The following is a 14106-nucleotide window of genomic DNA, read 5'->3' on the forward strand; positions in this document are numbered from 1 at the left end:
CGCGCCGAGGCCTTTAGCCCGGAAGCCTGGACATACGCCTCGGCCACCCGGCCGCTGGAGATGGAGATGGGGAAGAGCGTGCCGGTCACATGCCGGCGGAACCGACGGTGGTGAGCGCCTCTATCGCTGTCGACGATAAGTGTCCGGCAGTTGCGACGACCATGAAGGATCGATGCCGAACCGGGCGAGACGCCGCCTGTGGCGCCAGGTCGCGATCATCAGGATCGCCAGCAACAGATAGGACCATGCGGCGACCATCGTGCCGTACGCCCAGGCCACGATGTCGTGGCGGAATCCCACCAGATGGGACGCCGCGACGCAGCCTTGCAGCGCTGCCATCCAGACCGGCCAGAAGCGTGTCGAGAAAATGGACAGCAGATACAGCGCGGCGAACGCCGCAATATCCACCCCGAACATCGGCCATTCGACGCCGCTGAAACGGTGCGACATCGGCGCCACGACAAACAGGCTCAATTCGAAATCGGCGATCAGGATCGCTGCCCCGATACGTTCGGGTGAACCGCCCCGGACAAGCGCAAACAGGCAAGCCGTGACATAGAAGAGATTGAAGACGAGGAGCCTGATCATCGGGCGTAGCGATCTTCATGAGCGACGGCGCCGTCAACAGGCGATCGCATCGGCGATACGGCCCGCACCATCGTCAAGGCCGCCATGGAACCCGGGGCGGGGTAGCGGAATCTTGTCACCGCCAGCTGATTCAGGAATGCGCAGATCGCGGCGGATTCCGTCGAGATTGCGATGGCCATCGGCCGCCTGTTCCATGGCCCGCGAAATCAGGCTGATCGAGGCGAGGAACTGTTGAATCGCTTCCTGCCCGACCAGATCGGACAAATGTGCTTCGGTGCGGGCCTCGGGCAGGAAACCGATCAGCCGCGAACCACTGGAAAGGGCGCGGCTCAGATCTCGCTCGAAACTCGACAGGTGGGTTACGACCTCTCCTGCCAGGGCACGACGGCGAATCTGCTTCTGGCGCATTTCCACGAACGACATAGGAATTCCTTTCCCAGGCCCGCCGCGGACCTGCGTGGCTGATAAGAGTCAGCGGGAAAGCGCGATGACGAGTTGCGATAGCTCGGATGCTCCGGCGACGATCGCTCCCGCCCCCAGCGCGATCACGCCGAGGAGGAGGAGCGGCCACGCAATCCGCCATTGCAGACGAAGATCGTTCCACGGCCTGCCGTTGCCGGCAAAGGGAAGGAAGAGCGATCCGCGTCCCAAACCCACGCTTTCCGCCAAGGTTTCGGCGGGTCCGGCTTGGCCGGAATCGAAGTCGGGTGGCGATCCCGATTCCGTGGTATCCGAAATTTTGGGGGTGCCTTCGCGGGCCCGAAGGATCTTCGCGGCCGTGAGACTGTCGGTGGTTTCCAGCTTGCGCCGGGCCGACTTCAGATGCTCGTTGACGGTATGGATCGACAGTCCCGTGACGCGGGCGATGTCCTTCGCCTTCATCGGATGAAGGAGCAGCCGAAGGCATTCCTTCTCTCTATCGGTAAGCGCACGGGCATTCATATCGATACGCTCATAGGGCCTGGCGGCCCATTGAGTAAGCGCAGGTGCGCCGCCGCCATGCCGCCGACTGGCCTTGAGTTCGTGCAACGGTCCATCGACAAAGCGCCTGAATGGCCAAGGACGCGTCTTGGATTGTTCCCGCCTTTTTGTCTCCCAATCCGTGGGTCCAACGCTAGGAGCACCTGATGATGCAAGATCGCAGAAACGTCATTGTCGGCGGGGCATTGCTTGCTGGTGCGGCGGCGATACCCGGCACCGTCCGGGCGGCGCTCACGCCAGGCAGCGCAGCCGAGCAGTTCGCCGCGCGGCTTAGCGCCCATGACATCGAGGGCTTCGCCGCCCTGTTTTCCGACGACTATATCAATCATCAACTCAGCGCCGCCGCGACCTCGCCCAAGGGTATCCCGCCCAAACAGGGGACGGTCGCCTATTTCAGGGCACGCCTGGCCGGCATGCCGGACCTCATGGTCCATATCGAGACGCAGGTCGTGGCCGGCGACAAGGTGGCGGCGAGCTTCGTCTATGAAGGCACCCATCAAGGCCCGTATTTCGGCGTCGCTCCGACCGGCCGAAAGCTGCATTTCACCTCCTGCGATATCTTCCGCGTCCAGGACGGAAAGATCGTGGAACATTGGGGCATGGGCGATATCGCCGGCATCCTCGCCCAACTCAGGGGACCAGCGGCGACCTAGCCCATGACGGCGCGTGGCCAACCCTCGGTCGCGTCGGGGGGATCGCCGGGCTGAAGGATGCCATCCCCGTCCGGCCTGGCGATCATCACGCGCCCTGCCCGGAACGTCCCGTCGGGGGCAGCCTATGGAAATGTGCAGGCGATCATGCGGTGGTGAACAGCGGCGTCAGCCGGGCGCGAATCCGATCCAGCACCGTCCCTCCCCCGAGATCCGGCGCGAAAGGAGCGCCGGTGATCGTCTCGAACGCCTCGGCATAGATGGCCGTGGTGCCGAGAATCAGATCTTCGGGGATTGGCGGGACGGGATCCCGATAGGGATCGCAACGCGAGGCCACCCAGGAACGCACGATATCCTTGTCGAAACTGTCAGGCCTCTCGCCGGCCTCGAACCGCGCCTGATAGGTCGCCCCGCGCCAATAGCGGCTGCTGTCGGGGGTATGGATTTCGTCGGCGAGAACGATCTTGCCGTCGCCATCGACCCCGAACTCATATTTGGTGTCCGCCAGGATCAGGCCCCGCTCCTCCGCCAGCGCTTGACCGCGCGCGAACAGCGCCAGCGCCGTCGCGCTGAGCTCTTCCCATTGCCCGGCGGTGAGCAATCCGCGCTCGAGAATCTCGGCTGGTGTCAGCGGCTCGTCATGACCGCCGTCCATCGCCTTGCTGGTCGGCGTCAGGATCGGCGCGGTCAGATGTTCATTGTCGCGCAGGCCTTCCGGCAAGGTCATGCCGTACATCGTCCGCTGCCCGGCCTTGTAGCGGGTGAGAATCGAGGTGTCGGTGGCTCCCGCGAGATAGCCGCGGACCACGATCTCGACCGGAAGAATGTCCAGCCGGCGGCAGATCAGGACGTTGGGATCCGGATAGTCCAGCACATGGTTGGCGCAGATCCCCGCGGTCTCGTCGAACCAGAACCGCGCCGTCCCGGTCAGGATCTGCCCCTTGAAGGGGACCACGCAGAGGATCCGGTCGAACGCGCTCAGGCGGTCGGAGGCGATGATCACGCGGCGGCCATCGGGCAGGTCGTAATTGTCCCGGGCCTTGCCGCGATAGTGATGCGGCAGCTCGGGAATGACGGCGTCGTCGAGCGTCCGCGACGCGAAGGCGGCTAGATCACCAAAGGGCATGCGCACATCCTGAACGGGCAAATCTGTCCGCCTCCTAGCGGTGGCACCTGCCCCTGTCAGGGACGAAATGCGGCCTTCAAACCGTCCGGATCCTCCCGCCCCCTGCCCGGGACGCACGGATGGCGCGCCGCCGGGGGACGGCCGGGATCGAGGAACATGTCTTGAGACATGCGCCGAAGCCTTTAGCCCGAAAGGGCCTGGACATGCGCCTCGGCTACCCGGCTCGACCAGAGGCATGTCCGCTGGCATCGTCACCGGCAAAGACCGAAAACGGCTCTATTATAGAACGCTATCCCATCATCGCCGGAGCGATCGGCTGACTTCCCGGTCCGGCGACGCGGCGCGACACTGATGACCGCCGCCGCACGCCCGGCGGATGGCGCCCGGCATCACTTTCTCGCCCGGGCGGCCGCGTCGTGCAGCATCGCTGCGCCCCGCCCGGCCAGGTCGATCGGCGGCACGGGGAGAATCACCGCCCCGGTTTCGCGCGACGGCAGGATGACGGTCGCCGATCCCGGCGCGGTCACATCGCCATGCTGGTTGGTGCCGGCAAGCTCGAGGTCGACGACGCGGTGCGGTCCCTCTTCGCGTTTGGCGATCACCTTGCCTGAGCAGATGGTCGTATCGCCCATGTAGTTGAACGCCTTGGAGCGGCATTCGAGCTTCCACAGCCAGGCATCGTCGCCCATCCAGTCAGTCACCAGATGGATCAGCCAGCTGGTGCGCATCTGACCATAATCGTACGAGGTCGGCAGGCCGAGCGCCTGCGCCCGCGCATGATCCCAATGGACGCGCTGGACCACGTCGGGCACGCCGTAATCGTCCGCGACGAAGAAGCCGGGCATCTTCTGCCGCTGCCGCCAATTGTAGCGGAGCGGGCCGATGCCGCTCGACGAGAGGCCGAAGCCCATATGGAAGGCGATGACCTCGACCATCGTCATCGGCCCCTTGGCGAGCGGGATGAGCTCATCCCCCACCGCCACATCTTCCCAGAAGCGCGTTTCGGCGCCGCGCCGTTGCTCGGCGGCATAGACCTCGTCGATCCTCGCGATATCGTCGGGCGTATAGGTCTGGCGGGTGATGCCCGCATAGCGGCCCGCCTTCTTGGTGCCTTCGCGCTCGGCGCTGAGATAGGCTTCCTCGCGCTTGCCGACCGGGGAGCCCGCGCGATCGACATAGAGATCGCGATAGATCTCGGTGACCGTCCGCCCGCCGGAAAAACGGGAATTCTCGCGCACGATCACCTCCGAGGTCACGCGCTCGTACAGCAGCCGCTCATCGGGATAGACCGGGCGCCACCAGGTCCATTCGACCCCGGTATAATATTTGCCGACCCCCCGGAAGAGTCCCTTGAACAGCGCCTTGGTCTCGGCATCGGGCTTCGGCGTCAGGTTGGTGCCGGTCGAGTGGAGGAACAGCGGCGGCGCGATCTGGTCGCGCCAGCGTGTGCCGGCACCATAATCGCGGCTGTGGTACAGCGGATTGTCGTCGCCATAAGCGAACGCGAAATGGCTGAGGATGTCGGGACTGGCGACCGCGTTGTACGGTTTGTTGAAGGCGAATTTGGGCACGCCGATCTGGCGCCTGGCCCGCTCGATATCCTCGTCGGTGATCTTGCCGCCTTCGGTCGGCGGCGTATCGGCTTCAGCCATCTTGGTCATCCAGCATCGTCGTTGCGAAAATAGTCGGGCGCGCGCTTTTCACGGAACGCGGTGATCGCTTCCCTGGCCTCGCCGGTCCGCGCGCACCGCGCCATCGCATAGGCTTCGGCGTCGATGACCTGGTCGAGCGAGGCGCAGGCAGCGAGAACGAGATTGCGCTTGATATGACGCTGGGCGACGGGCGGCCCGGCCGCCAGTTCGGCGGCGAGATCTGCGACCTCGGCCGCAAAGCCGCCTGCCTCGGCAAGCAGGGAAACCAGCCCGATCCGCTGCGCTTCGACCGCGTCGATCTTGCGATCGAACAGCATCAGGTCGCGAGCCTTGGTCGGACCGACGAGATGGTGGAGGAAATAGCTGATCCCGAGATCGCCCGAGAGCGCGATATTGCGATACGATGTCCTGAAGGCGGCGTCGGCCGACGCGACCCGGAAATCGCAGGCGAGAGCGAGGGCCATGCCCGCGCCGGCCGCGATGCCGTTCACCGCCGCGATCGTCGGCTTGGGCATGGTGTGCAGCAGCTGCACGCTGCGGCCATGATGGCGCAGGCGGTCGGCGTGCTTTTCCATGCCGCCGCCACGCGGTTTCGGGGCGGCATCGACCGGGGGTTTCCTGCCGCCGCCGACATCGCCGCCGGCGCAGAAGCCGCGGCCGGCGCCGGTCAACACGACGGCGCCGATCGTGTCGTCGCCGGCCGCGGCCTCGAGGGCGTGGAGCAGCTGGTCGTGAAGCTCCGCGGTGAGCGCGTTCAGCCGATCGGGCCGGTTGAGCACGAGCCGCAGCACCCTGCCCTCGCGGTGCTCGAGCAGCGGTGTTTCGTCGGCCATCAGCGCAGCACCCACTGGCCGCTTGCCATCTTGTCGAGCTCGACATTGGTGGCGATGGCTTTGCCGACCTGGACATATTTGAGCGCGTTCGACACCGCCTGCTGCCGGGGCAGGCTTTGCGCTTCCCACAGGGCCTTGACCGACCCCTGGACCGCGACCGGATGACGGGACGCAATCTGCGAGGCGAGCGCGCGGGCCCGGACCTGAAGGTCGTCGCGGCTGGTGACCTCGGTGACCAGGCTGATCCGCAGCGCCGTCCGGGCGCCGATCCGCTCGGCATCGGCCAGCAGCACCATGCGCGAGATCTCCTGGAACGGCATGCGGCCGAGCGCGCCGATCGGCTCCACCGCGGAAATCTTGCCGAATTTCAGATGCGGATCGAAGAAGGTGGCGTCCTCCGAGCAGATCACGATATCGGCTTCGTTGAGCCAGTAGAAAGCGCCTCCGGCGCAGATGCCATGCACCGCGACGATCAGCGGCTTCCACAGTTTGTGGCTCTTGGGGCCCAGCCATTCGCCGGGATCCTCCTGGTCGAACGGCCGCTGGCTGTCGTCGGTCTGCCGCCAGCCCTCGCGCACGTCGACACCGCTGGAGAAAGCCCGGCCCTCGGCCGCCTGCAACACGACCACGCGGATATCCTCGTCCTCGCGCAGGTCGAACCAGAGCGCACGAAAATCCTCGGTCATCTGCCGGTTGAAGCAGTTGAGCTTGTCGGGCCGATTGAGCGTAACGGTGCAGATATGGTCGCTCTTGTCGACCAGGATGGTGGCATAGGCACGGGTCATGGGGCCAAGCCTGTCGCGGGCTGGCGATCGACGCCACGTCGAATTTGGACGGTTTATGGACTGGCCCGCCCTGATCGCCTCCTCAATGCGCGATTTTTGGCATGAGCCTCCCGCATCGCCCGGAGGCAAGGATCGCCCCGGTGGCCGGTCCGACTTGGTGTGCCGGACGGTAGCTGCTGAACCGCACACAGCCTCGTTCGCGCCACGCCCGGTAGGTGACCGCCCCTATCCACCGGGTCCCATCTGAAAGTTCCACCATGCACGCGCTCTCGGCCTCGCTCGATCCCGCCGGCTCCATCGAGATCCTGCTCGGCGGCGCGCGTCTCGCCGGACCGATGCAGCATGGCGCCCGCCGGGTCAGCACGATTGCCGGCGGCCGGTTCAAGGGACGCGATTTCTCCGGCACCGTCCTGCCCGGCGGGTCGGACTGGCAACTCATCCGCGCGGATGGCGTGACCGAGATCGAAGCGCGCTTCTTGGTCGAGCTGGACGGCGGCGGCTTTCTCTCGGTTCTCAACCGGGGTTACCGCCATGGCCCCGAGGCGATCATGCGCAAGCTGGGCGCGGGCGAGAGCGTCGATCCCGCCAACTATTATTTCGGCTCGATCCTGACGATCGAGGTCGGCCCCGGTCCGCTCAGCTGGATGGCGCGCACCCAGCTCGTCGCCAATGGCGCGCGCGAGGGCGACCGGGTACGGCTTGCTGTCTTCGCGGTGACCCGTTGAAATCAACGACGGGAAGCCATCCGTCACGGCCCATTCCCAAACGACGCACGCCGCTCAGCCTGTCGCCCGGCGCTGGAGCAGCGCCAGGACGGCGGTGGACGCGGCAAGGGCAAAGGTGAGAGTCAACGGCGCAATGGCGCCATAGGTGTCCACGGCATAGCCGCCGACAACCGCGCCGATCGTGATGGCGACCTGGAAAGAAACGACCATCAGGCTGCCCGATGCTTCCAGTGCATCGGGCGCGGCGCGGGACAGGTTTGTCGGCAGCACCACCGGCGCCATACCGAACGCGAAGCCCCACAGCGCCACGAAGGCGAAGGCGACCGCGACATGTCCGCCCGCGAGCACCAGGGCGAGCGCCGCCAGCCCCATCAGCACGCTGGTGGACACCAGGGCCATGCGGATATTTGCGTCGGCCATGCGGCCGCCGGCGACATTCCCGGCCACGGCGGCAATGCCGAACCCAAGCAGCGCCAGGGCAATGGGCACCGTCGGCAGAAGGGTCACCTGTTCGAGGAAGGGCCGGACATAGACGGAGCCAGCGAAATGCCCCGTCATCAGGAGAAGGATGGAGAGCATGCCGAGTTGAATGCCACGCCGCCGCGTCAGCCGCAGCACATCGGCAAGACTGTTGCTGGTGGTTGCCGGCAGACTCGGCAGGCTCAGCGCCTGCAACAACATGGCAAGCGCGGCCAGTCCCGCGGTCATCGTCATGGCGCTGCGCCACCCCAGCCAGTCGCTGATCAACGCGCCCATCGCCGGCGCCGCGATGGTGGCAAGCGAGACGCCGAGGGTGACGATCGCCATGCCCCGGCCGATCGAATTGACGCCCGCCACTCGTGCCACGACCGCGACCGAAAGCGCCCAGAAGCCGCTCAAGGCGATGCCCAGTCCGGCCCGGCCCAGCAGGAGCAGCCAGAAATCGGTCGCCACTGCCGCAAGGATATTGGAACCGATCGCCAGTGCGCTGAGGCCCACCAGCACCGTCTTGCGGTTCAATCGGCCGATCAGCACATTGCTGAACAGCGCGGTCACCGCGCCGACCGACGCGGTGGCGGTGACGACCTGCCCCGCCACGCCCTGGCTGACGCCGAGATCGCGCGCCATGGGCGTCAGCAGGCCGGCCGGCAGGAATTCGGCCGACACCAACGCGAAGCTTGCCGCCGCCATCGACAAGATCGCAAACCATGTCGCTGTGTCCCATGTCGCCTCGACCGGCGCGGGGCTGTCACTTTCTGTCGCTACATCGTCGAATGGCAGGGCTACCGTGTCCAACATGAAGAATCTCCTGAATTGGAGCTCTCCATAGGCGGGTCATTCCGGATGATCTGTATCCTATGATCCGAATTCCATAGCTATTCGTCCAGAATTTGTGCGCCGCACAACGCCTGGCGAGACATGCGTAACGCGCTTGAACGCACGCGCGAACGACGCTTCCGACTGATACCCCAGCCGGGCAGCGACCGCGGCGACCGACAGGCCGCCCTGGCCCAGCCATTCCCGCGCAAGCTGCATGCGCAGGCGTGTGAGATAGTGCGCCGCCCCTTCGCCAAGGACCACACTGAAGCGCTCGGCGAAGACCGAGCGCGATTGGCCGGCCAGCGCGGCCAGGCTTTCGAGAGTCCAGCCATGGCCGGGATCGCGGTGCATCGCCGCCAGGACGCGGCCGAGATGGGGGTCGCGGATCGCGGCGAGCCACCCAATGGTCGAACTGCCGGTACAATCGACCCAGCAGCGGATGAGCCGCGCGGTCAGCAAATCGGCCATGCGCGACAGGATCGTCGCGCTCCCCATGCGCGGTTGCGACGCTTCCGCGGTCATCGCTTCCAGCAAGGGGCCGATAATCGGATCATTGGCGGCCACGTCACAGCCCTTGATGAGCGGCGGCATCAGGTTGATCAGGGGGTGAAGCGCATAGGCATCCAGGACCATGGAGCCACAGAAAAGGGTACTGGTCGCGCCGGTTCCTTCCCGCACGACCTCGCAGACATTGCCGCCCAACCCGACCACCTGGCAATCCTTGAGGCAGTCGTTCACAACATGCGGGGAACTGGCCAGCCGGTGCGCGATGCCTTGCGGCAGCAACACCAGGTCGCCGTCATGCAATTGCTGCCAGCCCTGCGCTTCGGTGTGGATGAAGCACGGCCCCTCGCTGACGAAGTGAAAGCGCAGCAGGTCCTGATGCGGGAAGCCGATGCTCCAGGGGTGCCTGAGTTCGCAGCGGCCATAGTTGACGCCACTCAGGCGAAAGTCCTGCAGGACCTGGCTGAGCGCATCCATCACGAGTGGCAGCGGCGCGGGCCTGGACGAAAGGTCAAGCATTACGTCAATTTAGGTGCCGAACGTCCGCATGGCAATGGCGATGGTACGCGTCACGGCAACGATATCCCGACACGCCGGAATTTCACGACGCCGCCGGCATATTGCAGCGCGACAGGGCCCTCGGCGTGCGCGGCATCACGAGCGGAATCGACCGTCTTTCGACCGTTCAAGACGACGGAAAAGACGTCGCCCCGCGCGCGGATGTCCATCACGTTCCATCGACCGCCCGCCTTGGGCATCGGGAAGACCTTGGCGACATCGACAATGGCGCCGGTACCGTAGCCGGGATCGGGGCGGGTGTCGAAGATATTGACCTCATACGCGCTCCCGGGATTGATCCGGTCGCGGTCCGAGCAGCGGATGAAAATCCCCGAATTGGCGTCGTGGCTGACCCAAAACTCGGCGCGCAGGTCGAAATCGCGGTAGCTCGCCGAAGACACCAGAGCGCTGAAGCCGCCCTTGTCCGCGCAGATCACGCCGTCCCTCACCGTCCAGTTGGCGTCGCCGACCGGGGTCCAGCCATCGAGATCGTGGCCGTTGAACAAAGGGGTGAACCGGCCCTTGGCGGACGTCGGTGTCGCAAGCGACACCGCGGCGAGGCCCAGAAGGAAGGTGCGCCGGGAAGTCGTGACCATCGGCTCAGGCCCGAACAGCGGAAAGGGGCCGACCGGCGCGAAAGCTGGTCTGGTCGGGATAGAGCCCGCGCTGCTGCGCGAAGAGACGCGCAATGGCGGTCAGCGCGTCCAGCATCGGCGTTTCGATGCCGAGCTTTCCAGCGATTTCACGAGGAGCCGAAAGCAGCTGATCGATCTCCAGGGGCCTGCCCGCTTCGACATCCTGCAGCATCAAGGTCTTGAACGCCCCAAGCTGGCGCGTAACGGCGTTGCGGTCCACGCCACGTTCAGTGATCGCGCAGCCGATACGGGCGCCGATCATCTGAGCCTCCGCCATCACCTGGAGCACCAGCCCGGCGACCATCGGATCGTCCAGGATCTTGTCGCAAGTCGCGCCCGTCACCGCCGAAATGGGGTTCATGGTCATATTGCCCCACAATTTGTACCAAATCTCATAGCGGATCCGCTCGCTGCGCTCCGCGACGAAGCCGGCATCCTCGAACAGGGCACAGAGATGGTCGAGGCGCGGTGACAGCCTTCCGCCGGGCTCACCGAAGATCAGGCGATTGCCGGCCTTGTGGACGACATGGCCCGGCGCCTGGACGGCCGCCGCGGCCTGGACGACGTTGCCGAGGATCTGACCATAAGGCAGCGCCGCTGCAATCGCGCCGTCCGGATCCACCGAGTGCAATTGAGTCGGTGGAAGCTCGCCGCCGCCGCCCTGGTGGAACCACCAGGGCACGCCGTTCATCATCGGCGCGATCAATGTCGTCGGCGCGATCATCGGCAGGATCAGCGGCGCGACGACCGGCAAAGCCGGCCCTTTCAGACAAATGAGCACCACATCCTGCGGACCGAGATCGGCAGCATCGGCCGACGCGGTTACCCGGGCGGACAAGGTCTCGCCACCGATATCGAGCCGCCAGCCATGCTGCCGCAGCGCCTCGAGGGCCTGCCCCCGCGCAAGCACGCTGACCTCATGGCCGCGCCGCGCCAGCCGCACGCCGAGCCATCCACCGATCGCTCCCGCCCCGACAATCCCGACCCGCATCCGGTCCCTCCTCCTCAATAGCTGTTCCCTGGGCCGGGCGGCGCCCCCGCCGCCCTGGCCTGTGCAAGCGCTTCACTCGACCGGGCGAACAGCGCCAAGCGCCGGTTGCGATCCTGATCGATCGGCCATCCTACATTTTGTAGGACAATCTCAGGCCAATCGTCCGCACCGAATTGAAATCGAACACCTGGTTGTAACTTTGAATCCTGGTCCCGGCATCGAGCGGAACCGACGAGATATTCACCGGAAACACCCTGTTCGTGCAGTTCTTGCAGAAGATCGACGCGCTCCACGCATCCCCATGCACGCCGATGCTCGCGCCGAAGATATCCATCGGATCGACCACGGCCCCTGGCGCATGGTTGGCCTGGAAATAGATTTTCGAGCGATGATAGACGTTCCCCTCGACGAAGCCGGTCACGCCGGGCAGCAACTGGTGCTCATAGGTCGCGTCCCAGCTCGTCGCGAATTTGGGCGCCAGCGGCGCGATCAGGCCCGCCCCGTTGAAGGTACCGGTCGTCGCGCAGCCCGGATCGGGCTGGCCGACATAACATTGCGCGCCGATATATTGCTTGAACCGGGCATCGAGGAAGGTCGCCTGGCCGTTGATCGTCAGATTGCGCGTGGGCCGGCCGACAAACCCCAGCTCGATACCCTTGCTGACGAGGCTCGCGGCGTTCTGGACGATGTACGATCTCGTGGCGATGTTGAACGACTGGGCCTGATAGTTGTTGAAGGCGGTCCTGAACAACGAGACGTTCAGGGTGATCTTCTTGTCGAGGAACTGGGATTTCATCCCGCCTTCCCAGCTCTTCGTCGTCTCCGGATAGACGGTGAGATTGGAGGTCGGGCTGTCGGGCGCCGTATTGAAGCCCGGCCCCTTATAGCCTTGTCCGTAATTGACATAGGCCATGATGGTCGGCGTGATCTGATATTGCGGACCGGCCTTGAAGCTGAAATTGGTATCGGAATATTTCTGATTATAGAGACCGGACGCACCCAGCCGGACGAAATAAGGCTGTTGATTGGCAAGAAGGTCGATGGAGACGCGATCGCCCGTCACGCGCCCGCCGGCAACCATGGTGAGGCCGTCGGCGATGCGATAGCTGAGCTGACCAAAGGCGGCCAGGCTCTCGGTGTGCATCGTGAAAGCGCGATCGAGGCCGATGAACGCGATATTGTTGACCGCGCAGTTCGGCGGCCCGCCCGGGGCCACGGTCGCCCCGACACAGAAGGGAAAAGCCGGCAGCGCGGCGGCCGGCGTGAACGAGTTGCCACGCAGCTGAATGTTCTCGCGGACGACCGAGCGGAAATAATACAGGCCGAACTGACCGGTGAGGCGATTCTCCTGGGGCAGCGTCAGCCGAAGCTCGTCGCTGAACTGGTTGTATGACGCCTGGTCCGAATTCACGTTGAGACCATTGCCCGGGGCGAAATCGGCATCGTTGTTCTGGCTCAGATCATAGAATCTCCAGGCGGCGATATTGCTCAGCGCCATGCCGTTGCCGAAGACGTGCGAGACCGTGCCCTGCACGCCGCCGGTCTTGAGGTTGCGATAGAAGGGCGCATCCCCTGCGGTGAGAAAATTCTCCGATCCGGGCACGATCCCAACCGAGGCGATCGGCCCTGCTTCGGGGCTCCCGGCGCCGAGCGACTTGTAGGTCAGGTCGAGCGAGCCGGCGATTCCGGTCGAGCGATTATAGTCGGCAACCAGATAGAGTGTCGTGTCTCCCGGCGCGTTCCAGAGATATTTCACGCGAACACCATATTGCCGCAGATCGAGATCGGACCCTGGCGGCGGCGCACCGACAAAGCGCGTGACCGGCTGCTGGTACGAATAGATCGCGGCGATACGGAGCGCGGAATTGTCCGTCACCGGCAGATTCAGCGACGCGCGCACAATGGCCCCCTGGGCGTTTTCTCCAGGACGCTCGCGCGACGTCAGTTCGGTATCGAAGCTTGCGCCGAGCTGGTTGAGCTGCGGCCTCGTCGTCGTGACGTTCAACAGGCCGGCCGATGCGTTCTTGCCGAACAACAGACCCTGAGGCCCGTTCAGCACTTCAACCTGGGCGAGATCGTAAAAGGGAAAGGAGCTGAGCAGCGGCCTGCCTAGATTGACGTCGTCGAGCGAGATCGCGACGCTGGTGTCCAGAGCCGTTGCCAGCGCCAGCGTGCCGATGCCCCGCACCGAGAAATTGTTGTTGTTGGTGATCTGAAGGCTGGGTGCGGCGAGCGATATCTGCGTGAGATCGTTCAGGCCGCGCGCCTTCAGGTCCTGCCCGTTCAGGGCCGTCACGCTGAGCGGAACCGTCTGGATGCTCTCGGCCCGGCGCTGGGCGGTAACGATGATATCGCCGCTGGTGGCGTTGCTCCCGTCACCGGATTGGGCCGGAGCGGGCTGGCCGGAGGCGGGCGAGGACAATACGCCCATCGCCGCCAGCATCCCGACATTCGACAGCAGAAATACGCGGACCTTCATTGGCAATCCTTCTCCAAAACATTGTTATCTTCGAGGGAGAGAAGGGGATGGGCGGGCGCGCCTCATGGAGCGGCGCCCGCCCCTCCCCCCTTCGGAGGCGTTCGGGAAGCCGTCAGGTGGCGAAAACGTCCACTCCGCGATCGGGTCGTTTGAGGGCGCGCTTTCCTAAAACACGGGCGCCGCGAGGTGGCGCAGGGCCCCCGCCATGGAACGCGCCCCCTGACCGCGCTCTTTCCCGTCTTGGCTCTCGCTGAACGCGACCGGCATCGCCTCGGACAAAGGGCGAGCGCGTGTTGCGGC

14 protein-coding genes are annotated in these 14106 nt (G+C 65.1%); 2 read left to right on the forward strand and 12 right to left on the reverse strand.

Annotated elements, in window-relative coordinates:
- Positions 1–120 precede the first annotated feature (120 nt).
- The 3 genes from P0Y59_11095 to P0Y59_11105 are packed head-to-tail and all read right to left on the reverse strand — an operon-like array spanning position 121 to position 1530.
- Entirely contained in the window at positions 121–588 is a 468-nt protein-coding gene (locus P0Y59_11095; GenBank protein ID WEK02193.1) for a hypothetical protein, read from the reverse strand.
- Positions 589–621: 33 nt separating this feature from the next.
- Positions 622–1011 carry a hypothetical protein gene (locus P0Y59_11100; GenBank protein WEK02194.1) on the reverse strand — a complete coding sequence of 130 codons (390 nt, stop codon included), beginning with the start codon at positions 1009–1011 and terminating at the stop codon, positions 622–624.
- A gap of 48 nt (positions 1012–1059) precedes the next feature.
- Positions 1060–1530 carry a helix-turn-helix transcriptional regulator gene (locus tag P0Y59_11105; protein WEK02551.1) on the reverse strand — a complete coding sequence of 157 codons (471 nt, stop codon included), beginning with the start codon at positions 1528–1530 and terminating at the stop codon, positions 1060–1062.
- Between the two features lie 188 nt (positions 1531–1718).
- Between P0Y59_11105 and P0Y59_11110 the strand changes: the two genes are divergently transcribed.
- Positions 1719–2222, forward strand: a complete 504-nt coding sequence (locus tag P0Y59_11110) for an ester cyclase (GenBank protein WEK02195.1) — start codon at positions 1719–1721, stop codon at positions 2220–2222.
- 142 nt (positions 2223–2364) lie between these two features.
- Here the strand turns inward: P0Y59_11110 and P0Y59_11115 are convergent, their stop codons facing one another.
- From P0Y59_11115 to P0Y59_11130, 4 genes are all read right to left on the reverse strand, one after another.
- Positions 2365–3345 carry a phosphoribosylaminoimidazolesuccinocarboxamide synthase gene (locus P0Y59_11115; protein WEK02196.1) on the reverse strand — a complete coding sequence of 327 codons (981 nt, stop codon included), beginning with the start codon at positions 3343–3345 and terminating at the stop codon, positions 2365–2367.
- Positions 3346–3734: 389 nt separating this feature from the next.
- Positions 3735–4997 carry a MaoC family dehydratase N-terminal domain-containing protein gene (locus P0Y59_11120; protein ID WEK02197.1) on the reverse strand — a complete coding sequence of 421 codons (1263 nt, stop codon included), beginning with the start codon at positions 4995–4997 and terminating at the stop codon, positions 3735–3737.
- Between the two features lie 5 nt (positions 4998–5002).
- Positions 5003–5830 (reverse strand): enoyl-CoA hydratase-related protein, encoded by an 828-nt coding sequence (locus P0Y59_11125; protein WEK02198.1) that lies wholly within the window; start codon positions 5828–5830, stop codon positions 5003–5005.
- The gene (locus P0Y59_11130) at positions 5830–6615 is read right to left on the reverse strand and encodes an enoyl-CoA hydratase/isomerase family protein (GenBank protein WEK02199.1); all 786 of its coding nucleotides are present in this window, start codon (positions 6613–6615) and stop codon (positions 5830–5832) included. The genes P0Y59_11125 and P0Y59_11130 overlap by 1 nt, the downstream gene beginning before the upstream one ends.
- A 257-nt stretch (positions 6616–6872) precedes the next feature.
- Here P0Y59_11130 and P0Y59_11135 point away from each other — a divergent pair, with 257 nt between their 5' ends.
- On the forward strand, positions 6873–7340 hold the full coding sequence (locus P0Y59_11135) for a DUF3237 family protein (GenBank protein ID WEK02200.1): 468 nt from the start codon (positions 6873–6875) through the stop codon (positions 7338–7340).
- A 54-nt stretch (positions 7341–7394) separates the two neighbouring features.
- Here P0Y59_11135 and P0Y59_11140 read toward each other — a convergent pair whose 3' ends face one another.
- The 5 genes from P0Y59_11140 to P0Y59_11160 all read right to left on the reverse strand — a co-directional run bounded on the left by P0Y59_11140 (position 7395) and on the right by P0Y59_11160 (position 13806).
- Positions 7395–8618 (reverse strand): MFS transporter, encoded by a 1224-nt coding sequence (locus tag P0Y59_11140; GenBank protein WEK02201.1) that lies wholly within the window; start codon positions 8616–8618, stop codon positions 7395–7397.
- Between the two features lie 57 nt (positions 8619–8675).
- Positions 8676–9662 carry an AraC family transcriptional regulator gene (locus P0Y59_11145; GenBank protein ID WEK02202.1) on the reverse strand — a complete coding sequence of 329 codons (987 nt, stop codon included), beginning with the start codon at positions 9660–9662 and terminating at the stop codon, positions 8676–8678.
- A gap of 50 nt (positions 9663–9712) precedes the next feature.
- The gene (locus P0Y59_11150; protein WEK02203.1) at positions 9713–10297 is read right to left on the reverse strand and encodes a DUF1080 domain-containing protein; all 585 of its coding nucleotides are present in this window, start codon (positions 10295–10297) and stop codon (positions 9713–9715) included.
- A gap of 4 nt (positions 10298–10301) precedes the next feature.
- A complete protein-coding gene (locus tag P0Y59_11155) occupies positions 10302–11327 on the reverse strand; it encodes a 2-dehydropantoate 2-reductase (protein WEK02204.1) in 1026 nt (341 codons plus the stop codon).
- Between the two features lie 130 nt (positions 11328–11457).
- Positions 11458–13806 (reverse strand): TonB-dependent receptor, encoded by a 2349-nt coding sequence (locus tag P0Y59_11160; GenBank protein WEK02205.1) that lies wholly within the window; start codon positions 13804–13806, stop codon positions 11458–11460.
- Positions 13807–14106: the final 300 nt, after the last annotated feature.

It is taken from the genome of Candidatus Sphingomonas phytovorans (assembly GCA_029202385.1).
Taxonomy (GTDB): domain Bacteria; phylum Pseudomonadota; class Alphaproteobacteria; order Sphingomonadales; family Sphingomonadaceae; genus Sphingomonas; species Sphingomonas phytovorans.